Annotated in this window: 18 protein-coding genes and 1 tRNA gene; 10 read left to right on the top strand and 9 right to left on the bottom strand. The window is 70.1% G+C overall.

Translation table 11 applies throughout. The features are described from left to right. Positions 1-440: 440 nt before the first annotated feature. The 6 genes from rsmG to rpmH form a co-directional block, all read right to left on the bottom strand. Entirely contained in the window at positions 441-1,217 is a 777-nt protein-coding gene (rsmG, locus tag ACEZDG_RS14300; protein WP_380508078.1) for a 16S rRNA (guanine(527)-N(7))-methyltransferase RsmG, read from the bottom strand. 42 nt (positions 1,218-1,259) lie between these two features. Continuing rightward, entirely contained in the window at positions 1,260-1,802 is a 543-nt protein-coding gene (locus ACEZDG_RS14295) for a Jag family protein (protein WP_380508075.1), read from the bottom strand. 84 nt (positions 1,803-1,886) lie between these two features. Further along, on the bottom strand, positions 1,887-3,197 hold the full coding sequence (gene yidC, locus ACEZDG_RS14290) for a membrane protein insertase YidC (RefSeq protein ID WP_380508071.1): 1,311 nt from the start codon (positions 3,195-3,197) through the stop codon (positions 1,887-1,889). After that, positions 3,194-3,526, bottom strand: a complete 333-nt coding sequence (yidD, locus tag ACEZDG_RS14285; protein ID WP_380508548.1) for a membrane protein insertion efficiency factor YidD — start codon at positions 3,524-3,526, stop codon at positions 3,194-3,196. Before yidD ends, yidC begins: the two co-directional genes overlap by 4 nt. A 38-nt stretch (positions 3,527-3,564) precedes the next feature. After that, positions 3,565-4,047 carry a ribonuclease P protein component gene (gene rnpA / locus ACEZDG_RS14280; RefSeq protein ID WP_380508069.1) on the bottom strand — a complete coding sequence of 161 codons (483 nt, stop codon included), beginning with the start codon at positions 4,045-4,047 and terminating at the stop codon, positions 3,565-3,567. Positions 4,048-4,063: 16 nt separating this feature from the next. Then, on the bottom strand, positions 4,064-4,201 hold the full coding sequence (gene rpmH / locus ACEZDG_RS14275; protein WP_034089364.1) for a 50S ribosomal protein L34: 138 nt from the start codon (positions 4,199-4,201) through the stop codon (positions 4,064-4,066). 411 nt (positions 4,202-4,612) lie between these two features. Here rpmH and dnaA point away from each other — a divergent pair, with 411 nt between their 5' ends. The 10 genes from dnaA (at position 4,613) to ACEZDG_RS14225 (ending at position 18,464) form a co-directional block, all read left to right on the top strand. Next, positions 4,613-6,430, top strand: a complete 1,818-nt coding sequence (gene dnaA, locus ACEZDG_RS14270; RefSeq protein ID WP_380508064.1) for a chromosomal replication initiator protein DnaA — start codon at positions 4,613-4,615, stop codon at positions 6,428-6,430. 955 nt (positions 6,431-7,385) lie between these two features. Further along, the gene (dnaN, locus tag ACEZDG_RS14265; RefSeq protein ID WP_380508061.1) at positions 7,386-8,516 is read left to right on the top strand and encodes a DNA polymerase III subunit beta; all 1,131 of its coding nucleotides are present in this window, start codon (positions 7,386-7,388) and stop codon (positions 8,514-8,516) included. A 112-nt stretch (positions 8,517-8,628) separates the two neighbouring features. Continuing rightward, positions 8,629-9,504 carry a phosphogluconate dehydrogenase (NAD(+)-dependent, decarboxylating) gene (gene gnd, locus ACEZDG_RS14260; protein WP_380508058.1) on the top strand — a complete coding sequence of 292 codons (876 nt, stop codon included), beginning with the start codon at positions 8,629-8,631 and terminating at the stop codon, positions 9,502-9,504. A gap of 66 nt (positions 9,505-9,570) precedes the next feature. Continuing rightward, positions 9,571-10,701 carry a DNA replication/repair protein RecF gene (gene recF, locus ACEZDG_RS14255; RefSeq protein WP_380508055.1) on the top strand — a complete coding sequence of 377 codons (1,131 nt, stop codon included), beginning with the start codon at positions 9,571-9,573 and terminating at the stop codon, positions 10,699-10,701. A gap of 64 nt (positions 10,702-10,765) precedes the next feature. Beyond that, positions 10,766-11,305, top strand: coding sequence for a DUF721 domain-containing protein (locus ACEZDG_RS14250; RefSeq protein ID WP_380508052.1), 540 nt, complete (start codon positions 10,766-10,768; stop codon positions 11,303-11,305). Positions 11,306-11,665: 360 nt separating this feature from the next. Next, on the top strand, positions 11,666-13,666 hold the full coding sequence (gene gyrB, locus ACEZDG_RS14245; protein WP_380508545.1) for a DNA topoisomerase (ATP-hydrolyzing) subunit B: 2,001 nt from the start codon (positions 11,666-11,668) through the stop codon (positions 13,664-13,666). Between the two features lie 117 nt (positions 13,667-13,783). After that, positions 13,784-16,363 (top strand): DNA gyrase subunit A, encoded by a 2,580-nt coding sequence (gene gyrA, locus ACEZDG_RS14240; RefSeq protein WP_380508542.1) that lies wholly within the window; start codon positions 13,784-13,786, stop codon positions 16,361-16,363. A gap of 195 nt (positions 16,364-16,558) precedes the next feature. Continuing rightward, positions 16,559-17,473 (top strand): DUF3566 domain-containing protein, encoded by a 915-nt coding sequence (locus ACEZDG_RS14235; RefSeq protein ID WP_380508049.1) that lies wholly within the window; start codon positions 16,559-16,561, stop codon positions 17,471-17,473. A 116-nt stretch (positions 17,474-17,589) separates the two neighbouring features. Then, positions 17,590-17,663: transfer RNA gene (locus ACEZDG_RS14230), tRNA-Ile, on the top strand. A 495-nt stretch (positions 17,664-18,158) separates the two neighbouring features. After that, positions 18,159-18,464 (top strand): helix-turn-helix domain-containing protein, encoded by a 306-nt coding sequence (locus ACEZDG_RS14225; RefSeq protein WP_380508046.1) that lies wholly within the window; start codon positions 18,159-18,161, stop codon positions 18,462-18,464. A gap of 491 nt (positions 18,465-18,955) precedes the next feature. Here the strand turns inward: ACEZDG_RS14225 and ACEZDG_RS14220 are convergent, their stop codons facing one another. The 3 genes from ACEZDG_RS14220 to ACEZDG_RS14210 form a co-directional block, all read right to left on the bottom strand. Beyond that, complete coding sequence (locus tag ACEZDG_RS14220; RefSeq protein WP_380508043.1) at positions 18,956-19,390, bottom strand: hypothetical protein; 435 nt, start codon at positions 19,388-19,390, stop codon at positions 18,956-18,958. A 116-nt stretch (positions 19,391-19,506) separates the two neighbouring features. Next, positions 19,507-20,739, bottom strand: a complete 1,233-nt coding sequence (locus ACEZDG_RS14215; protein WP_380508040.1) for a helix-turn-helix domain-containing protein — start codon at positions 20,737-20,739, stop codon at positions 19,507-19,509. A 425-nt stretch (positions 20,740-21,164) separates the two neighbouring features. Beyond that, a complete protein-coding gene (locus ACEZDG_RS14210) occupies positions 21,165-22,223 on the bottom strand; it encodes a hypothetical protein (RefSeq protein WP_380508037.1) in 1,059 nt (352 codons plus the stop codon). Positions 22,224-22,229 lie beyond the last annotated feature (6 nt).

Below are 22,229 nucleotides of genomic sequence, written 5' to 3'. Positions count from 1 at the left end.
TGCGGCACAAGCGTGCGGGTGGCGGGCCCCGAAGTATCTGCGGTTTCACGTGAAACAGGTGCCACCGCGCGACGGCTCCTGCCCCTGGGGCCGGGCAACGGCTCGACCTGAGTGTCACTGGGCATGGATTCGCCCCCCTCTCCGTCCTGGCTGTCGCTGGAATCATCGCGCAGCGGGGTGACCGGGGGAGACGGTTGTGGCCCTTCTGGACCCTTCAGCGGCAGAACTTCACCCGAACGACGACCGTACTGAGCGGCTCCACGACTGCGGCTCAGGATCCCAGGAAGCAGAGAGCGACGTTTCACGTGAAACACGATGCCCGGTATAGGGGAAATCTCACGGTTCGACACTCCGGCCGGGCCGGGGCAGCAGAAAGCCCCCTGTTTCACGTGAAACAGGGGGCTCGCCCCGTACCAGGCCGAAAAGACGGGGGAAAGACCCTAGCGGTGCCGGCGCGGGGCCGCCGAACCCGCCCTGGCCCGGCCCGCCCGCGCGGCCTTCGCCCTGCGAGTGGCCGCCTTCACCCCGCCCGGGCTCTCGCCGACCTTCACCCGCACCACATGGGTGGGCGTCTCCAGCACACCCTCGCCCGCGGTGCCGACCGACCACTCCCTGGCCCCCAGCTTCACCAGCGCCGCCTTGTGCTCGACCAGCTCCTGCGCGGCCGAGTCCCCCTTGAGCGCCAGCATCACCCCGTAGGGACGCAGCAGCGGCAGCCCCCAGCCCGCCAGCCGGTCCAGTGGGGCCACCGCCCGGGCGGTCACCACGTCCACCGACAGCGTGCCGATCATCTCCTCGGCCCGGCCGCGGACCACGGTCACGTTGTCAAGGCCGAGCTCCTTGACCACCTCCTCCAGGAAGGTGGTCCGCCGCAGCAACGGCTCCAGCAGGGTGATCTGCACATCGGGACGCACCAGCGCCACCGGGATCCCGGGCAGCCCGGCCCCCGAGCCGACGTCGCACAGCGTCGCCCCCTCCGGCAGCAGCTCCCCCAGCACAGCGCAGTTGAGCAGGTGCCGCTCCCAGAGCCGCGGCACCTCCCGCGGCCCGATCAGGCCCCGCCGCACCCCCGCGTCGGCCAGCAGTTCCGCATAGCGGACCGCCTGCTCGAAGCGGTCGCCGAAGACCGCCCCGGCGGACGCCGGCGCCTCCGGGAGCTCCCGCGAGAACTCCTCCGGCGCCGGTACAGCCCCGGACTCCGCCGCTGCCTCAGCCATCGCCGACCCTCTCCTCCGTACGACCAGTGTGGGACAGCAGGACTAAGCGGGCAGGACGACGACCCGCCGCTGCGGCTCCTCGCCCTCCGACTCGCTCCGCAGCCCCGCGGCGGCCACCGCGTCATGGACCACCTTGCGCTCGAACGGCGTCATCGGCCGGAGCTTCACCGGGGTGCCGGTCTCCTTGGCCTCCTTGGCCGCCTGCGCCCCGAGCTCCGACAGCTCGGCCCGCTTGTGCGCGCGGAACCCGGCGATGTCCAGCATCAGCCTGCTGCGCTCACCGGTCTCGCGGTGCACCGCCAGCCGGGTCAGCTCCTGCAGCGCCTCCAGGACCTCGCCGTCCTGGCCGACCAGCCGCAGCAGCGAGCGGTCGTCGCCGGGACCCTCGCCGATGATGGAGACGGAGGCCCGGTCGCCCTCCACATCCATGTCGATGTCACCGTCGAGGTCCGCGATGTCGAGCAGGGCCTCCAGGTAGTCCGCGGCGATCTCGCCCTCCTGCTCCAGATGGCCGAGCGCATCGGTCGTCGACGCTGCACTCTTCGGCTCGACGCTCTCGACCGGCGTCGCGGTGCCGTCCGTCACTGGTGGACTCCTTTGGGTTCTGTGGTTCCGACAAGACAAGCAGGACAAGGACTGGGGGGACGGGCGGACGGCCGGGCGACGGCGCTAGGACTTCTTCTTGCTGTTCGAGCGACCGGCCGGCTGCGGGTTCCGCTTGGCCGGCTGGTTGCTGCGCTTCTGGCCGCCGTTCTGCGTCCCGCCGCCCTGGCCCCCGCCGTTCTGGGTGCCGCTCTTCTGGGCCGGGGTGGAACCGCTAGCGGAGCCGGTACCGCCCGCGGCGCCGCCGGAGGCACCGCCACCGGTCTTGGCGCGTCCGCGGGCCTGTGCGGGTGCCGCGGCCTTCGCCGGGGCCGCCTTGCCGGCCGGGGCCGGCTTCTCGGTGCTCACCTTTGCGGCCGTCTCGGCCGTGCGGACCACGGCGTCGGCCGGAGCCGTACCCGCCGTACCGCCGCCGCCGGCGTTGGCGCGCTGGGCCTTGGTCTGCCGCTTCGGCTGCTGCCTGCGCACCGGTGCGGCGTCCTCGGGGGCCTCCTCGACCACCGGGGCCCCGCCCTTCACCAGGGTGGCCAGGCCGGCCTTGATCGGCGTGCCGTCCGCGTTCAGCTTGCCGGCGGCCTTCAGCCGCTCCTGGCGGGCCTTGAAGGCGACCGAGCCGGGGGTCGGGTTCTGCCGGATGATCACCAGCTGCTGGCCCAGCGTCCACATGTTGCTGGTCACCATGTAGATCAGCACGCCGACCGGCATGTTGGCGCCGATGAAGATGTAGATGACGGGGAAGACGTACATCATCATCTTCTGCTGCTGCATGTACGGCGTCTTGACCGACAGGTCGACGTTCTTCGTCATCAGCTGGCGGGTGGTGAGGAACTGCGTGAAGCACATCGTCAGGATCATCACCGCGGCGACGATCTTGACGTTCACGATGTGCGAGTTGAAGAAGGTCGCCGACAGCGGGGCGCCGAAGATGTGCGCCTGCTGGGCGCTCACCAGCAGCGCCGGGGTGATCACGCCGACCGTCTTGCCGTGCGCCACGTTGCTCAGCACGCCGTACAGCGACATGAAGAACGGCGACTGGATCAGCAGCGGCAGGCAGCTGGACGCCGGGTTGGCCCCGGCCTCCTTGTAGAGCTTCATGCTCTCTTCGGAGAGCTTCTGCCGGTCGCCCTTGTAGCGCTCCTGCAGCACCTTCAGCCGGGGCTGCAGCGCCTGCATCGCCCGCATCGACTTGGTCTGCTTGATCGTCAACGGGATCATGCAGGCGCGGACCAGGATCACCAGCGAGACGATCGCCAGCCCCCAGGCCCAGCCGCTGTCAGCCGGGAAGACCTGGCTGTACAGGGTGTGGAACTGGACGATGATCCATGAGACGGCGGTATACAGCGGACTGAGGATCGAGTCGAGAAACCCCACGGTCATGCTCCTTGGGCGTTGGTCGAGGGAGTCGGCGCGTCAGCGTCGCTCGAGGTGTGGGGTCCCACGTCGCGGGACGGAAGGTTGAGCACCCACCGGTACCAGACCGGGTGCTTGCGGGCCGGGACGTAGTCGAACCCGCCCGCCGCCCAGGGATTGCACCGGAGGATGCGCCACGCGGTCAGGGCCGAGCCCTTCAGCGCGCCGTGCACCTTGATCGCCTCGAACCCGTAGCGGGAGCACGAGGGGTGGTAGCGGCAGACCGGGCCCAGCAGCGGACTGATGGTCCACTGGTAGACCCTGATCCCCGCGAGCAACAGGTACTTCCCCGCCAGCAGCAAGGCCAGGCCTGTCGCTGCTATCAGCAGGTACGTCACTGTCCTGCTCCCGTCGGCGAGGATGCGGTACCGGAGGCGCGGGGCCGCCCGCCCCGGGGGGCGGCCAGCTTCCGCAGGGCGGAATCGAGATCGCGTTGCAGGTCCGCGAAGTCCGCTGTCCCCGCGGGGGGCAGCGCGCGTACCACTATCAGGCTACCTGCGGGCAGGTCGGCCAGACGCGCGGCTACGAGGTGACGCAGGCGACGCTTCACGCGGTTGCGGACAACAGCAGGTCCGACGGCCTTGCTGACGACAAAACCCGCACGCACCGGAGAGGGAGACTCCCCGGTGCTGTGCGGGTCCGTTGACGGCAGAACCGTGGATGCCACGGGGTCGCCCTCGCCGTACGTCCTCCCGGCCGTGCTCCCAGCGTTCTCACTGAGGTGCACCACAAGGAGGGGACGTCCGGCACGACGGCCCCGCCGCACCGCGATCGCGAAGTCCTGGCGCCGCCTCAGCCGATGTTCGGGGGGCAGCACGACATGACCTGATAGATCAGGCGGACAGGCGGGCGCGGCCCTTTTCGCGGCGAGCCGCGAGGATCGCACGGCCGGCACGGGTGCGCATCCGCAGGCGGAAGCCATGGGTCTTCGCGCGGCGACGGTTGTTCGGCTGGAAGGTGCGCTTGCTCACGGGGGGACTCCAGGATGAATCGAAGGGTGGCGGGGCGTCGACAGCCGTCACCGTGCGTCCGCGCGATCGCCATAACCGTTATGTACGGTGATCCACGACGCCCGTAGCAGCGCGCCTTGGTGTGCGGATATTCCGCGGGCATGCGGCAGCGGCCATCGACAACTCGACCTCGTTACGGTACGCGGAACGGGCTCCGCGGGTCAAACCGGCCTGAGGTTTCCCGGATCGGGCTCCGGGGAAGGAAGCCCGCCCCCGGTCTGCGACACTGCTGTACACAGCCTGTGGACAAGAACTTGAACGCAGCCCCTCGGCCTGACTACCGTTGGCAGACTCTCCGGTCCGACCTCCGACCCCTCCTCTCTTCTCCCGGTCCTCCCCACCTGTCCCGGTGGAACGAGAAAGCGTGCACCAGTGGCTGATACGAGCAGCGAGCTTGCGACCGTCTGGGCGCGGATCGTCGAGCGACTGGGCAACGACCAGGGGGTCGGCCCCAAGGACGCGCAGTGGCTGCAGCGCACCCAGACCATGGGCCTGATGGTGGACACCGCGCTGCTGGCGACCCCCAACGAGTACGCCAAGGGAGTGCTGGAGGGACGGCTGCTCCCGGCGATCACCGAGCTGCTGAGCCACGAGTACGGCCGCCCGATGCGGATCGCCGTGATCGTCGACGCCAACGCGGCCCCGCTCGGCCCGCCCCCGCCCGCCCGCGAGCAGGGGCCGCCGCAGCAGCTCCAGCACCGCGACTACACCCAGGGCCCCGGGCCGGGCCAGGGGCAGGGACCGGGCCAGAACCAGGGCTACGACGGCTACGAGCAGCGCCGCCCCGACTACTCCGCCCCGGCCCAGGCCCCGTACCCGCAGCACCAGCAGCACCCGCCGGAGCGCGGCGGCTACTACGGCGCCCCGGCGGCCGGCCCCGGCCAGGGCTACCAGGGGTCCTTCCCCGGCCGCTCCCCGCGGGACCAGCGGGACCAGGAGGACGAGTGGCCCCCGGCCGCCCCCGCGCCGCAGCAGCGGCCCTGGGAGCAGCGCCCGCCGGAGGAGCCCTTCCGCCCGTCCGGCCCGCAGGACGAGCGTGAGGCCGAACAGCGGTCCGAGCACGAGCAGTTGCCGGCCCTGCGGTCCGAGCCGCAGCTGCCGGACCGTCCGGACCGCCCCGGCGGCGGCTCCGCGCCGGTCCTGCCGCGCAAGGACGAGCCGGCCGCGCGGCTGAACCCCAAGTACCTCTTCGAGACCTTTGTCATCGGCTCCAGCAACCGCTTCGCGCACGCCGCCGCGGTGGCCGTGGCCGAGGCCCCCGCCAAGGCCTACAACCCGCTGTTCATCTACGGCGAGTCAGGTCTCGGCAAGACCCATCTGCTGCACGCGATCGGGCACTACGCCCGCAGCCTCTACCCCGGCACCCGGGTCCGCTACGTGAGCTCGGAGGAGTTCACCAACGAGTTCATCAACTCGATCCGGGACGACAAGGGCGACGGCTTCCGGCAGCGCTACCGGGACATGGACATCCTGCTGGTCGACGACATCCAGTTCCTGCAGAACAAGGAGTCGACCCAGGAGGAGTTCTTCCACACCTTCAACACCCTGCACAACGCCAACAAGCAGATCGTGATCTCCTCCGACCGGCCGCCGCGGCAGCTGGTCACCCTGGAGGACCGGCTCAGGAACCGCTTCGAGTGGGGACTGACCACCGACGTCCAGCCGCCGGAGCTGGAGACCCGGATCGCGATCCTCCGCAAGAAGGCGATCCAGGAGCAACTGAACGCCCCGCCCGAGGTGTTGGAGTTCATCGCCTCCCGGATCTCGCGCAACATCCGGGAGTTGGAGGGCGCGCTGATCCGGGTCACCGCCTTCGCCAGCCTCAACCGGGCGCCGGTGGACCTGCAGTTGGCGGAGATCGTGCTGAAGGACCTGATCCCCGGCGGCGAGGAGGCCGGCCCGGAGATCACCGCGACGGTCATCATGCAGCAGACCGCCGCGTACTTCGGGCTGAGCGTGGACGACCTCTGCGGCTCCTCGCGCAGCCGGGTGCTGGTGACGGCGCGGCAGATCGCCATGTACCTCTGCCGGGAGCTCACCGACCTGTCCCTGCCCAAGATCGGGGCACAGTTCGGCGGCCGGGACCACACCACGGTGATGCACGCGGACCGCAAGATCCGCACGATGATGGCCGAGCGCCGGTCCATCTACAACCAGGTGACCGAGCTGACCAACCGCATCAAGAGCTGAACTCCCAAGCCCGCACCAGGCGGTCGAAGCAGCAGCGAGAGCCCCGGGACACCGTTCCGGGGCTTTTTCGCACCCGTCTCGGGCCCGCTTCGCACCCGCTTCGTGTCCGTACAACCGAGCCCCTCAATCGAACAACGGCGGGCCGGGGAGCCCTGATCCACAGGCTGGCGCGGTTTTCCCCGTCCACACCCTGGGGAGGACGGAGTTATCCAGAATCTCTCCACAGGTTCGGCCATCATGGAGACGTCCGCCCAGCTCACCTGCCTGTGTACTTGTGGGAAATAGTTTTCCACAGGCTGTGGACGGGGAAGCCGACGTCAACACCGCGCCAGGGTTATCCACTCGGCGTCCCCAGGCAGGGGCCACTTGTCCCCAGCTTTTGCCCGGTTCTCCACAGCGACGTCCACAGTTCGACAACATCAATTCGTTTGTCACCGTCCCGAGTGAAAGCGGTCACGTGATGTTGCCAGAGGGGCTGTGGAGAAGCGGGCCCATTTCTGGGGACGGATCTGGGGAAAACCTGGGGAAAACTCAACTGCCCTGTGGGCGAAGGGTGCTGCGTCCACAGGAGGCGTAGTTTTTCCACCGGTCCCGTCCCCAGGCAGTGTGGATAAAAAAGCGGTCCTGACCAGGGGAAAATGGGGTTATCCACGGTATCCACAACCCCTACTACTACTACCCACCTATAGAGCACGGGGATGATCGAAAAGCAGGTGGTGGCCAAGATCTGTGGATGACGGCAACCCGACACGGGTTCGAGCCGTCTTCACCCCATCTGCCTCGCCTGTCGGTGGAGTGCGTCAGACTGTTCTCCAGCAACAGGGAGCAGCGGTGGCCGCCGAGGCGAGCGCGACTCCCACCGGGATGGTCCCCACCCTGGGGACGGGCTCAAACCGAGACCCGGTACCAGCGACACCAGCTGTCGAGACGAGCAGTACACAGGAGGCGGTTACCGGTGAAGTTCCGGGTCGAGCGTGACGTCCTCGCGGAGGCCGTGGCCTGGGCCGCGCGCAGCCTCCCGGCACGGCCTCCGGTGCCGGTGCTGGCCGGGCTGCTGCTGGCGGCCGACGAGGGCAAGCTGAGCCTTTCCGGCTTCGACTACGAGGTCTCCGCCCGGGTGGAGACCGAGGCGGACGTCGAGGAGGCCGGCACGGTCCTGGTCTCCGGGCGGCTGCTGGCCGACATCTCCCGGTCGCTGCCCAACCGCCCGGTGGAGATCTCCACCGACGGCGTGCGGGTGGTGGTGCTCTGCGGCAGCTCGCGGTTCACCCTCCCCACACTGCCTGTGGACGAGTACCCGGCGCTGCCGCAGATGCCGACCGTCTCCGGCACCGTTCCGGGCGAGGCCTTCGCCGCCGCCGTGGCCCAGGTGGCCACCGCCGCCGGCCGCGACGACACCCTGCCGGTGCTGACCGGGGTCCGGGTCGAGATCGAGGGGGACCGGGTCACCCTGGCCGCCACCGACCGCTACCGCTTCGCCGTCCGCGACCTGATGTGGAAGCCGGAGCAGGAGGGCCTCTCCGCGGTGGCCCTGGTGCCCGCCAAGACGCTGCTGGACACCGCCAAGTCCCTCAGCGCCGGAGACGTCGTCAGCATCGCCCTGGCGGGCAGCGGCAAGGGCGAGGGCCTGATCGGCTTCGAGGGCGCCGGACGGCGCACCACCACCCGGCTGCTGGAGGGCGAGTTCCCCAAGTTCCGGGCGCTGTTCCCGACCGAGTTCAACTCGGTGGCGACGATCCAGACCCCGGCCTTCGTGGAGGCGGTCAAGCGCGTCTCGCTGGTGGCCGAGCGGAACACCCCGGTCCGGCTGAGCTTCGAGCAGGGCGTGCTCACCCTGGAGGCGGGCTCCGGCGACGACGCCCAGGCCGTCGAGCGGGTGGACGCCGACCTGGAGGGCGACGACATCTCGATCGCCTTCAACCCGGCCTACCTGCTGGACGGGCTCTCCGCGATCGACTCCGCGGTCGCCCAGCTGAGCTTCACCACCTCGACCAAGCCGGCCCTGCTCAGCGGCAAGCACGCGGTCGACGCGGAGGCCGACGAGAGCTACAAGTACTTGATCATGCCGGTGCGGTTGTCCGGCTGAGGTCACGCGGATGGGTCCTGCGCCCGGTGGGTACGCGCCACCGGGCGTAGGGTTCTGCCTGGCGGCAAGGGCGCCGCGCGCTGTGCAGTCACCTCAAAACGAAGGACTCGTGATGGAGCTCGGACTCATCGGTCTCGGCAAAATGGGCGGCAACATGCGCGAGCGCATCCGCCGCGCGGGCCACACCGTGGTCGGCTACGACCGCAATCCCGACCTCGCTGACGTCTCCAGCCTGAAGGACCTGGTCGCCGGGCTCGCCGCGCCCCGCGTGGTCTGGGTGATGGTCCCGGCCGGCGCTCCGACCCAGGCCACCGTGGACGAGCTGGCCGAGCTGCTGGAGCCGGGCGACGTGGTCGTCGACGGCGGCAACTCCCGCTGGACGGACGACGAGAAGCACGGCACCGAGCTGGCGGCCAAGGGCATCGGCTTCGTCGACTGCGGTGTCTCCGGCGGCGTCTGGGGCCTGCAGAACGGCTACGCCCTGATGTACGGCGGCAAGGACGAGGACATCGCCAAGGTCCAGCCGATCTTCGACGCGCTGAAGCCCGAGGGCGAGTTCGGCTCGGTGCACGCCGGCAAGGTCGGCGCGGGCCACTTCGCCAAGATGGTCCACAACGGCATCGAGTACGCCATGATGCAGGCCTACGCCGAGGGCTGGGAGCTGCTGGAGGCGGTGGACTCGGTCACCGATGTGCGCGAGGTCTTCCGCAGCTGGCAGGAGGGCACCGTGATCCGCTCCTGGCTGCTGGACCTGGCCGTCAACGCGCTGGACTCCGACGAGCACCTGGACAAGCTCAAGGGCTTCGCGCAGGACTCCGGCGAGGGCCGCTGGACCGTCGAGGCGGCGATCGACCACGCGGTGCCGCTGCCCGCGATCACCGCGTCGCTGTTCGCCCGCTTCGCCTCGCGGCAGGACGACTCCCCGCAGATGAAGATGATCGCCGCGCTGCGCAACCAGTTCGGCGGCCACGCGGTCGAGAACAAGTAACTCCCGGTCCCTGTACGGCAACTGACGAGTACAACTGACGAGAAGAAGGCCGGCGAGAACCAGAGCATGCACGTCGCGCATCTGTCGCTGGCCGACTTCCGCTCCTACGCCCGGGCCGAGGTTCCACTCGACCCGGGCGTCACCGCGTTCACCGGGCCGAACGGCCAGGGCAAGACCAACCTGGTCGAGGCGGTGGGTTACGCCGCCACCCTGGCCAGCCACCGGGTGGCCGGGGACGCCCCGCTGGTGCGGCTGGGCGCCGAGCGCGCGGTGATCCGGGTCAGCGTGGTCAGGGACCAGCGGCCGACCCTGGTCGAGCTGGAGCTGAACCCGGGCCGGGCCAACCGGGCCAGGATCAACCGCTCCGACAACGTCCGCCCGCGGGACGTACTCGGCCTGCTGCGCACGGTGCTGTTCGCGCCCGAGGACCTGGCCCTGGTGAAGGGCGATCCGGGCGAGCGCCGCCGCTTCCTGGACGAGCTGCTGGTGGCCCGGGCGCCGCGGCTTGCCGGGGTCCGGCAGGACTACGAGCGGGTGCTGAAGCAGCGCAACGCGCTGCTGAAGTCGGCGGCCATGGCCCGCCGTTCCAGCGGCCGGGTGGAGCTGTCCACGCTGGACGTCTGGGACGACCACCTGGCCCGGGCCGGGGCCGAGCTGCTGGCCTGCCGGATCGACCTGGTCGGCGCGCTGCAGCCGCTGGTCCGCGCCGCCTACGAGGAGCTGGCCCCTGGCGGCGGTCCGACCGTGCTGGAGTACCGCAGCTCGATGGGCGAGGGCGTCCCGCTGACCGGCGGCCGGGAGCCGCTGTACGCGGCGCTGCTGGGGGCGCTGGGCGCGGCCCGGAGGCAGGAGATCGAGCGCGGGGTGACCCTGGTCGGCCCGCACCGGGACGAGCTCGGCCTGCAGTTGGGCGAGCTCCCGGCGAAGGGCTACGCCAGCCACGGCGAGTCCTGGTCGTACGCGCTGGGGCTGCGGCTGGCCTCCTACGAGCTGCTGCGGGCGGACGGCGGCGAGCCGGTGCTGATCCTGGACGACGTCTTCGCCGAGCTGGACACCCGGCGCCGGGAGCGGCTGGCCGAGCTGGTGGCGAACGGCGAGCAGGTGCTGGTCACCGCGGCGGTGCCGGAGGACGTGCCGGAGGCGCTGGCCGGGACCCGCTACTCGGTGGCGAGCGGTGAGGTCAGCAGAATCGCCTGAACGCTCCTGATGTCCCTGGGGCCTCGTAGGCTTGCCTTCCCGAACCGGGAAGAGTGAGGCTGCTGTGAGCGATTCGACCGAAGCACCGGGACCCGCGGACGAGCCGGAGCTGTCCGGGGTGGACCTGGCCCGGGTCGCCCTGCGCAACGCCAAGGAGCAGGCCCGGCTGCGCGGCGACGGCGTGCGGCAGAAGAAGGAGTCCCGGCGCACCGGACTGCGCTCCGGCGCGCGCGCCGACGGGCGCGACCCCCAGCCGCTGGGCGCCGCGATCAGCCGGCTGGTGTCCGAGCGGGGCTGGGAGGCCCCGGCGGCGGTGGGCGGGGTGATGGGCCGCTGGCCGCAGATCGTCGGCCGGGACCTGGCCGCGCACTGCGAGCCCGAGCACTACGACGAGGAGGACCGGGTGCTCTCGGTCCGCTGCAGCTCGACCGCCTGGGCGACCCAGATCAGGCTGCTCGCCCCGCAGCTGGTCGGGAAGCTGAACCAGGAGCTGGGCCACGGCACGGTGCGGTTGATCAAGGTGCAGGGCCCGGTCGGCCCGGCCCGGTCGTACGGCCGGCTGAGAGCCCCGGGAAGCAAGGGGCCGGGAGACACCTGGGGGTGACTCTGAGGTGACCGCGGCGTCACCGGCCGGATCGGCTGAGGGCCCATGTGAGCCCATCTCGCCCCCCGTGCGTGTGGTGGGACACATCCGACCCGGATTTCGTGCGGCACGGGGGAAGCCAGGGGTCGCCAAAGGCCCATGAGTGTCGGTCCTACCGGTAGACTGGAACGTGAAACCGCCGCTTGCGGTGACTGAGTCGAGTACCGAGGCCGCTCCGGTCCCACCCACGGGGTACGGAAGCTGCCCGAGCTGTGCCAGAAAGGGCGCTTCGTGGCCGATTCCGGCGACCCCAGCCAGACCCCCGAGAACTCCCTGTCCGCCGAGGCCGAGGCTGCTGCCGCAGCGGGCGCCGCCGATCCGGTGCCGGGGGACGCCGATGAGCTCTCCCCGGTGACCAGCTCGCTCTCGGAGAACAACTCCTCGTACGACGCCAGCGCCATCACCGTCCTGGAGGGCCTGGACGCCGTCCGTAAGCGTCCGGGCATGTACATCGGCTCGACCGGTGAGCGCGGGCTGCACCACCTGGTCTACGAGGTGGTGGACAACGCCGTCGACGAGGCTCTGGCCGGGCACGCCGACACCATCGGGGTGACCATCCTGGAGGACGGCGCGGTGCGGGTCACCGACAACGGCCGCGGCATCCCGGTGGGCATCGTCCCGGGCCAGGGCAAGCCCGCCGTCGAGGTGGTGCTCACGGTGCTGCACGCCGGCGGCAAGTTCGGCGGCGGCGGCTACTCGGTCTCCGGCGGTCTGCACGGCGTCGGCGTCTCCGTGGTCAACGCGCTGTCCCAGCGCCTCGCGGTGGAGATCCGCACCGACGGCTACCGCTGGACCCAGGACTACAAGCTGGGCGCGCCCACGGCCGAGCTGGAGCAGCACGAGCAGACCGACGAGACCGGCACCTCGGTGACCTTCTGGGCCGACGGCGACATCTTCGAGACCACCGAGTACTCCTTCGACACCCTGTCGCGGCGCTTCCAGGAGATGGCCTTCCTGAACAAGGGCCTGACCATCGCGCTGACCGACGAGCGTCCGGACCACGTGGACGACGACGGCCATCCGTTCACGGTGACGTACCACTACGAAGGCGGCATCTCCGACTTCGTGACGTACCTCAACTCCCGCAAGGGGGATGTGATCCACCCCACAGTCATCAGCTTCGAGGCCGAGGACAAGGGGCGGACCATCTCGGCCGAGGTCGCGATGCAGTGGAACACCGCGTACAGCGAGGGGGTGTACTCCTTCGCCAACACCATCCACACCCATGAGGGCGGCACCCACGAGGAGGGCTTCCGCGCGGCGCTGACCGGCCTGGTCAACCGCTACGCGCGGGAGAAGAAGTTCCTTCGCGAGAAGGACGAGAACCTCACCGGCGAGGACATCCGCGAGGGCCTGACCGCGATCATCAGCGTCAAGCTGGGCGAGCCGCAGTTCGAGGGCCAGACCAAGACCAAGCTGGGCAACACCGAGGCCAAGACCTTCGTCCAGAAGGTGGTCCACGAGCACCTGAACGACTGGCTGGACCGCAACCCGACCGAGGCCGGGGACATCATCCGCAAGTCCATCACCGCCGCGACCGCCCGGGTGGCGGCCCGCAAGGTGCGCGACCTGACCCGTCGCAAGGGCCTGCTGGAGACCGCCTCGCTGCCCGGCAAGCTCTCGGACTGCCAGTCCAAGGACCCCTCCGAGTGCGAGATCTTCATCGTCGAGGGCGACTCGGCCGGCGGCTCGGCCAAGCAGGGCCGCAACCCGCGGGTGCAGGCGATCCTGCCGATCCGCGGCAAGATCCTGAACGTGGAGAAGGCCAGGATCGACAAGGTCCTGCAGAACGCCGAGGTGCAGGCGCTGATCTCGGCCTTCGGCACCGGCGTCCACGACGACTTCGACGTCTCCAAGCTGCGGTATCACAAGATCGTGCTGATGGCCGACGCCGACGTCGACGGCCACCACATCAACACCCTGCTGCTCACCCTGCTGTTCCGCTTCATGCGGCCGCTGATCGAGGGCGGCTACGTCTTCCTGGCCCGCCCGCCGCTCTACAAGATCAAGTGGGGCCGCGACGACGTCCAGTACGTCTACTCCGACCCGGAGCGGGACGCGGTCATCGCGGCCGGCCGGGCGGCCGGGCGCAAGCTCCCCAAGGACGACGCGATCCAGCGCTTCAAGGGCCTCGGCGAGATGAACGCGGAGGAGCTCCGGATCACCACCATGGACCAGGACCACCGCCTGCTCGGCCAGGTCACCCTGGAGGACGCGGCCCGCGCGGACGACCTGTTCTCCATCCTGATGGGCGAGGACGTCGAGGCCCGCCGCTCCTTCATCCAGCGCAACGCCAAGGACGTCCGCTTCCTGGACGTCTGACGGTCCCTCAGACCGTTCCGACCGTCCTTGGCAGCACGCACGAGAGGAAACTGACCAGCAGTGGTCGACGACGACAACCCCACCGGGGCGGACGGCACCGAGCCCGAGCCCACAGCGCTGCCGGAGTCCAACCTCCGGATCGAGCAGGTCGAGCTCGAGAGCGAGATGCAGCGCTCCTACCTCGACTACGCGATGAGCGTGATCGTGAGCCGGGCCCTGCCCGAGGTCCGCGACGGGCTCAAGCCCGTGCACCGCCGGGTGCTCTACGCCATGTACGACGGCGGCTACCGGCCCGAGAAGGGCTACTACAAGTGCGCCCGCGTCGTCGGCGACGTGATGGGCAACTACCACCCGCACGGCGACACCTCGATCTACGACACCGTGGTGCGGCTGGCGCAGCCCTGGTCGCTGCGGATGCCGCTGGTGGACGGCAACGGCAACTTCGGCTCACCGGGCAACGACCCGGCGGCGGCCATGCGCTACACCGAGTGCAAGATGATGCCGCTGGCCATGGAGATGATGCGGGACATCGACGAGGAGACCGTCGACTTCTCCGCCAACTACGACGGCCGCTCGCAGGAGCCGGACGTCCTGCCGGCCCGCTTCCCGAACCTGCTGGTCAACGGCGCCACCGGGATCGCGGTCGGGATGGCCACCAACATCCCGCCGCACAACCTGCGCGAGGTCGCCTCCGGCGCGCTCTGGTACCTGAACAACCCGGCCGCCTCCAACGAGGAGCTGCTGGAGGCCCTGATCGAGCGGATCAAGGGCCCGGACTTCCCGACCGGCGCGCTGATCGTCGGCCGCCGCGGCATCGAGGACGCCTACCGGACCGGCCGCGGCTCGATCACCATGCGCGCGGTGGTCGAGGTCGAGGAGATCCAGGGCCGGCAGTGCCTGGTGATCACCGAGCTGCCGTACCAGGTGAACCCGGACAACCTGGCGCTGAAGATCGCCGACCTGGTCAAGGACGGCCGGGTGGGCGGCATCGCCGACGTCCGCGACGAGTCCTCGTCCAGGACCGGCCAGCGGCTGGTGGTCGTGCTCAAGCGCGACGCGGTCGCCAAGGTGGTGCTGAACAACCTCTACAAGCACACCGACCTGCAGACCAACTTCGGCGCCAACATGCTGGCCCTGGTCGACGGGGTGCCGCGCACCCTGGCGGTCGACGCCTTCATCCGGCACTGGGTGAACCACCAGGTCGACGTGATCGTCCGGCGCACCACCTTCCGGCTGCGCAAGGCCGAGGAGCGGGCCCACATCCTGCGCGGCCTGCTCAAGGCGCTGGACGCGATCGACGAGGTCATCGCCACGATCCGGCGCTCCAGCACGGTGGAGGAGTCGCGCACGGGCCTGATGGCGCTGCTCCAGATCGACGAGATCCAGGCCAACGCGATCCTGGAGATGCAGCTGCGCCGGCTGGCCGCGCTGGAGCACCAGAAGATCACGACCGAGTACAACGAGCTCATGGTCAAGATCAACGAGTACAACGCGATCCTGGCCTCCCCGGACCGGCAGCGCGCGATCATCGCCGAGGAGCTGGCGATCATCGTGGAGAAGTACGGCGACGACCGCCGCAGCACGCTGATCCCCTACGAGGGGGACATGTCGGTCGAGGACCTCATCGCCGAAGAGGACATCGTCGTCACCATCACCCGCGGCGGGTACGTCAAGCGCACCCGCAGCGACCTCTACCGCTCGCAGAAGCGCGGCGGCAAGGGGGTGCGCGGGGCGCAGCTGAAGCAGGACGACATCGTCGACCACTTCTTCGTCACCACCACGCACAACTGGATCCTGTTCTTCACCAACAAGGGCCGGGTCTACCGGGCCAAGGGCTACGAGCTGCCGGACGCAGGCCGCGACGCCCGCGGCCAGCACGTGGCCAACCTGCTGGCGTTCCAGCCGGGCGAGCACATCGCCCAGGTGATGGCGGTGCGGACCTACGAGGCGGCCCCGTACCTGATCCTGGCCACCCGCGAGGGCCTGGTGAAGAAGACCCCGCTGAAGGACTACGACTCGCCGCGCTCCGGCGGTCTGATCGCGATCAACCTGCGCACCGACGAGGAGGGCCGGGACGACGAGCTGATCGGCGCCGCGCTGGTCTCGGCCGAGGACGACCTGCTGCTGGTCAGCAAGAAGGCCCAGGCGATCCGGTTCACCCCGACGGACGAGGCGCTGCGGCCGATGAGCCGGGCCACCTCGGGTGTGAAGGGCATGAGTTTCCGCGAGGACGACGAACTGCTCTCGATGAACGTCATCCGCCCGGGCACCTACGTGTTCACCGCGACCGACGGCGGTTACGCCAAGCGGACGAAGGTGGACGAGTACCGCGTTCAGGGCCGCGGCGGACTGGGGATCAAGGCAGCGAAGATCGTCGAGAACCGGGGCATCCTGGTCGGTGCCCTGGTTGTGGAGGAAACGGACGAAATCCTGGCGATTACCCTGGGCGGTGGCGTGATTCGCACAAGGGTTTCGGGCGTTCGTGAAACCAGTCGTGACACCATGGGCGTCCAACTGATCAACCTGGGTAAGCGGGACGCCGTCGTCGGCATCGCCCGCAACGCCGAGGGTGCCGGTGAGGACGAGCTCGACGAGAACGAGAACGGCGAGGGTGCGGCCGACGCGGAGTTCCCGGCGGCCGGGCCCGAGGCAGTCGACAATGGGGACGGGGAGCAGCCGGACGGCGCGTCCGACTGATCCCCGGACACCGGTGTGTGAAGCGTCGGCGCGTGGCGTACGGTCGGGCCCTGGCAGTTGCCGGGGCCCGGTCGGCTGCGGCGGGGCCGGCGGTATGCGGTATGTCGCGTCGTTCGAGCACAGCTGGCAGACAGCTGACATTTGGATACTGACCAGGGCCGACCGGTCCTGGTGGGGAACTGCGGGAGGACCAGGGTGAGTGGAGCCACGGGCGCGAACGGCGGTGCCGGGAGCGGCGCCGCGAAGCGCGGAGGCCCGGGGCCGAGCGTGCCCCAGGGTGGGGCGGGCGTCGGTCCGGCCGACCGGGTCCCCGGATTCGGGCCCGCGCCGGCCGCGGGCCGGGAAGCGGCGGGTACCACCTCGATGATGCCGACCGTCCAGGCGGCGTCGTCCGGGGGGACGCCGCCGAGGGCGCCCGCGGTGGGCGGGGCCCCGCGCCGCCGCCAGGGCGGGGCGCAGGGCCAGCAGGCGACGCAGCAGGCGGTCCAGGCCGCCCCGGCGCCGCCGGCGCACGCTCCGGCGGTGCCGCCGGAGCGGCCCGGCTACTCCAAGCCGACGACGTACCAGAAGGGCCAGCCGACGCCGGCCCGCGGCACCCAGGTGCCGCCGACGGCGGCTGCCCCGGTGGCCGCCGCCCCGGTGGCGGGCGTGGCGGGCCCTGCCGCCGCAGCCGGCCGGACCGGCCGTTCCGGCCCCGCCGCCGCCCCGGCGGCCGGTCCTGCGGCTCCGCCGTCCGGGCGGACCCGGCGGGCCCGGCTGCGGGTGGCCCGTACCGACCCCTGGTCGGTGATGAAGATCAGCTTCCTGCTGTCCATCGCGCTGGGCGTGGTGACCGTGGTCGGCGTGGCGCTGCTGTGGATGGTGCTGGACACCGCGCAGGTGTTCAGCTCGGTCGGCGGCACGCTGAAGCAGGCCACCGGGACCGACCAGAACGGCGGGTTCGACCTCCAGTCGTACCTCTCCTTCGGCAATGTGATGACCTTCACCGCGCTGATCGCGGTGATCGACGTGGTGCTGCTGACGGCCCTGGCGACGCTGGGCTCGTTCATCTACAACACCGCCGCCGGGATGACCGGCGGCGTCGAGCTGACCCTCGCCGAAGAGGACTAGTCTCCGGGCGCAGGCGTCCCGGACGGTGTTTCCGCACCTCCGGGACCCTGCCGCCGGGAACGGATTTGGGCAGATCCGCGTCGGTGCGCTAATCTTTCAACGCAACGCAGCAGCGGGCGCCTATAGCTCAGACGGTTAGAGCGCTTCCCTGATAAGGAAGAGGCCCCAGGTTCAAGTCCTGGTAGGCGCACAGCAGTTAGTTAGCAGGTCAGAGACCCGGTCCCCTTTCGAGGGGGCCGGGTTTTCTACATGGTTGGATCTTGAGAGTCCGGTATTAGTCATCGATCTTCCCTCCAACGGGTGCGGTCTACACCCTTTATCTGTGGGCGTACGGTCCGCTAACCTGCCTGGTGGGTGGGAGAGACAGCGACGATCTCCCTGATGAGCAACCTGTTCGTGCCCGGCCGCCTGCTCTGGAGGGCAGAGCGAGCCGGAACATGTGCCCCCGCCACTCGCTGTGGCGGGGGCACCTTGATATCTACAGCCGTCTACACGGGGGCATGAACGCGCCCCGGGGCCGGTAGTGGCCCCGGGGCGGTCGCCACGGTGGATGAGCGTCACACCGGGCGCTGAGGGCACCCCGAGAGGCGCGGTCAATGGGTCAGGCGGGAAGTTCCACCCGATGGCCTACGCGCACGACAGGCCTGTCGTGGTCAAGCGCGCGGGCAGACACCAGCGTGGCTGTGTGCCTAAAGATCCAATCGGCCCCTTCGCGGAGCAGGAGCTCCTGCGCGTCGGCCGTATCGTCGCCAGTGTGCGAGAGTGGCGCGATCTTGGGCAAGAGCACCTGGCCGAGCAGGCCGGCATCACCGCGCGGCAGGTTCAGCGGATCGAGGCGGGTGACGGCGACCCCGCCATCAGCTACTACGCACGCCTGGCCCAAGGGCTCCGGGTGCCGCTGAGCTGGCTGTTCGCCGACGACTGGCGCAGCCTGGCCGGGCTGGATCCGCACACCCACGAGGGTGGCGAGCCAGCCGCGACCGCGCCATGAGACGCCAGGGATAGCAAACATATTCGTTCCCCAGCGAGCGCGGCAGCGCAGCGTGCACTACCCTGCCGCACGCCGATGGTGCCCGCCCGGCCGCTGGTCTTCCGCAGCGACCGGGCGGGAGTCACAGGGACCACGTCCGGGGGGCGTCCTCCGGACGCCGCGCCCTGGGCGGCTGGCACGGCGTGGCACATTCCACGATGGTCGGGCCGGCGCCGGAGTCGGAATGGATCTCGGCGACGATCCGGGCGGTCTCCGACCAGCGTCCGCAGCGCCGGCAGGACCCAGGAGCGGTGCCGGTTGGCTCTTCAACCCCGAGGCCGATCACGACGCACGTCCGGCGGTCTCGGTCGGCAGGACCGCCATATGCCGTCGGTAGCAGTCCTCGTGGCCGACCGCCACGCGAGCGGAGGTGGGATCCCCTGGCCGCACGCGGGCCATGACGCCGCCGCTCGGCTGGTGGCAGTAGGAGCAAAGCCGTGCCGTCTTCGCGCTCATGCTGCGACCAGAGCCTGAGCGAGCTGCTCGGCAGGGCAGAGTTGCCCGCTGCCGTCCGGTGGCCAGACCCACGAGATGCCGTCCCCGCCGACGGACGCGGGGTCCGGCACCCACAGCCACGTCGCGGTGCCCAGGGCGTAGGTGCCCGGCACATTCCACGTCGCCGCGGTGCCCGGTGCCACGAGGACGTAGGCGTGGCCGTTGATCCGGTCGAGGTAGAGCGGGCAGTGTGGTGCGCGGGCCTCGGCGAGGGCACCCATCACGCGCTCGGCGCGCTCCAGCGGGATCCGGATGGCGTCGAACTTGATGCCGGCGGGGAGCGTGGCGATGTGCTCGGCGTCGTCGTGCCACCAGGCGAGCACGCGTTCGGGGTCGGCGACGGTCTCGGCGAGCCACTCTGCAGCTGATGATGTTGCCTGGTCTACGAGCACGGCACGATCCCCTCGCGGTCATGGTGACTGACTGTGAGGTGATCGTGCCGCTTGAGTAGTGTGCGTTTACCCACAAAATGTGTGGATGATTTTCTAGCGAATCCCTTGACGGGACGTCAAGACTGGACCCCAGCCCAGCGAGCGAACGATGCGAGTTCCTCGCTGCCCGTGCGGTCCGCCCGCACCAGCGCCGCCGTCGTCTGCCGCACTGTCGGATGGAACCGGACATGCACCGGCGCCAGACTACGAGCAACCTGCAGCGACGCGAAGGCGCCCGCGGCGTCGGCCTGCGCCAGCTTCGCGCCGGCCACGTCAATGTGGTGGTGCGAGGACCGCTCGGCCGCGATGTCCCCGGGCAGCACCCACTCGCTCTGATCCTGGTCCGCGCCCCACTCCGTGAGCCGGGCGAGCGCCTGCTCGGCGTCGCCTTCATCGATGAGCGCCGCGATCCGGTGGATCCGGACGTTCGTCGGACCGAACGCCATCTCGTAGAGGTCGGTGTCCCGGCCGCCGTTCAGCGCCGCAATCAGGTCCGCCTCATCGAGCAGGTCACCCGTCCGGGCCCCGCCATCACGGGCCTCGACCATCGCGAGTTTGAGGAGCACCGCGCCGCGCAGCGCGATCTGCGCGTCCGTGAGGCTGCCCTCCGGGGCGAACCGGTCGATCTCGCCGACCAGGCCCTCGAGCACCCGGCGCGCAGAGTCGAACGCGCCGAGCCGCACGAGCGCGCCAGCCCGCAGGTATCCGGCGGTGACCTGCATGTTCTGGTCACCGGATCGGTCGGCTGCCCACCGGAACCGTTCGAGCGCGGTGTTGCTCAGGTCGTGGTGCCCGAGCTTGTGGGCAAGGCTGTTCGCCGCCCGGTACCCGCGGGCCAGCCACCAGTACGCCCGCTGTTGCTGCTCGCCCCGGCCATCGAGCGCGGTGTGCGTCAGCTCGGTCAGCAGCCCCGGGAGCAAGCTGCCCATCGAGGCGTAGCGGGCGTTCTGCCGCATCAGGCTGACGCGCTCTGTCTCCGCAGCCAGGACCTCAAGCGGGCGCGGCGCCGACGGCAGGGCATCCGGGGAGTCGTACGTCGCCAGCACCCGGCGCAGGTCCGGAATGGTCGCCTGGATCCGCTCGTCCGCCTCGGCGGAGTTGTAGTAGGGCTGCCCGGTCAGAACCTCGGGGCCCACGGAGAGCGCCGAGGCGAGCGCGGTCAGCACACTGGGGACCACGTTGCGGTCGCCGCTCTCGTACTTCTCCAGCGAGGACGGCGAGATCCGGGCAGCAGCAGCCAGCTGGCGGACAGTGAGGTGGCGAACCTTCCGCAGCATGCGGATCCGTTCACCGATGGATACGTGCGTCATGAGGTTGGCCTTCCCTGCGAGGTCGTCCTGTACCTGCAGGGTAGGCCGCCGCGATCCAGCGCGGGAGCAAAGCCGGGTGAACTCTGGGTAACCCAGTGCGTCAGCGCGGGTGCTGCGCCGGCGGCTGTCGCCGGTTCCTCGTGAACGCCCACCGCGGCAGGTCCCAGAACAGCAACCGCATCGGCCACCAGATGAACCACACCGTCATCCACCACATCAGCCAGAACGGCAGCATCACACAGCCACCGCCCCACCGTGGGACCACCGGCACAGACACACCCACCGGCCCCACTCCGCCGCTCAACCGCACTGCCATCAGACCCCCCAGGTCCTGCCGGCCGCACGGCCAGCGATAGCCCGGCAGCCTACGGGCACCAATGAGATCACCGTGGCGAGATCGCCAACCTGCCACCCGGACGGGACAGTCAGGCCGCGAGCTTGACCTCCATGGTCACCGTCGCCGGATAGCCGGGGTGGGCGTAGACCTTCCGGCTGCCGTCCGCGTTGGCGCCCTTGCACACCACCGCGACCGTCAGGTTCCCTGAGCCGTCGAGCCAGCTGGGATCGACCACCATCGGCTGCGGACCGAAGATCGATGGGTAGCTGGACTGCAGCGGGTACGCCCCGGGATTGCCCTCCTCGAGCGCCACCGGTCCGCGGCTGCCACAGAACGCGAGGATGTTGTTCGGGTCGTTCGGATCCAGGATCCCGATGTCGAGGAAGCTGCAGTTGGCGGTCCGCATGATCGTCATGCCGAGCCGGGCCATCGACCCGGCAGTCGAGCCCGCGATCGAGCACCCGATCAGCGTCCCGCCCGACGTGCGCACCGGCACCCAGGCCGAAGGCGAGTCCGGCAGGGTGACGATCTCCGAGGCGATCCACGCGTCCGCCCACAGGATCGTCGTACCGCCCCCGCCGCCGCCCCCTGAATCGCCCTTGTCCCCCTTGGGTCCGCGCAGGTTGAGGAGAGGGCCCGTCCAGGCGCCGGCTGCCTGCAGGTAGTAGTCGCCGTTGGTGCGGAGGTAGTCGTCTCCGTCCTCGTGCAGCACGGTCGGCGGATCGTCACCGGTGTACCGCTGCGGCGTGTGCCCCGGGTCGCCCTTCGTCCCTGGCACGCTGGGCCCGGTGATGACCGTGTACGGCAGCGGCGGCACCCCCGGGTACTCCACCGCCAGCAGATCCACCACCGGCTCGGAAGCGGGGATGCTGATGATCGATACCGTGGTCGTCCCGCTGATCACCTGCGTGAGTTTCCAGACCCACGACCCGTCGTCGGGCGTAGCCGCGAGGTGGACGGCCAACTGTCCGTCGACCAGGTCCACGTTCAGCTGGCCGACCGTGATCACACCGTACTCAGCCGAGGGGATCCGGGCCGGCACCGTCTCGCACCGCACCGTTCCCACCGGCACGTCGCCGTCCGGGGACGCCACGGTGTAGTCCGCCCGCACCTGCACGGTTGGCCAACTCGGGGGCCAGGTAGTCACGTCGGT

It is taken from the genome of Streptacidiphilus alkalitolerans, from assembly GCF_042511045.1.
GTDB classification, from domain to species: Bacteria; Actinomycetota; Actinomycetes; order Streptomycetales; family Streptomycetaceae; genus Streptacidiphilus; species Streptacidiphilus alkalitolerans.
This window is presented reverse-complemented; position numbering and strand designations above follow the sequence as displayed.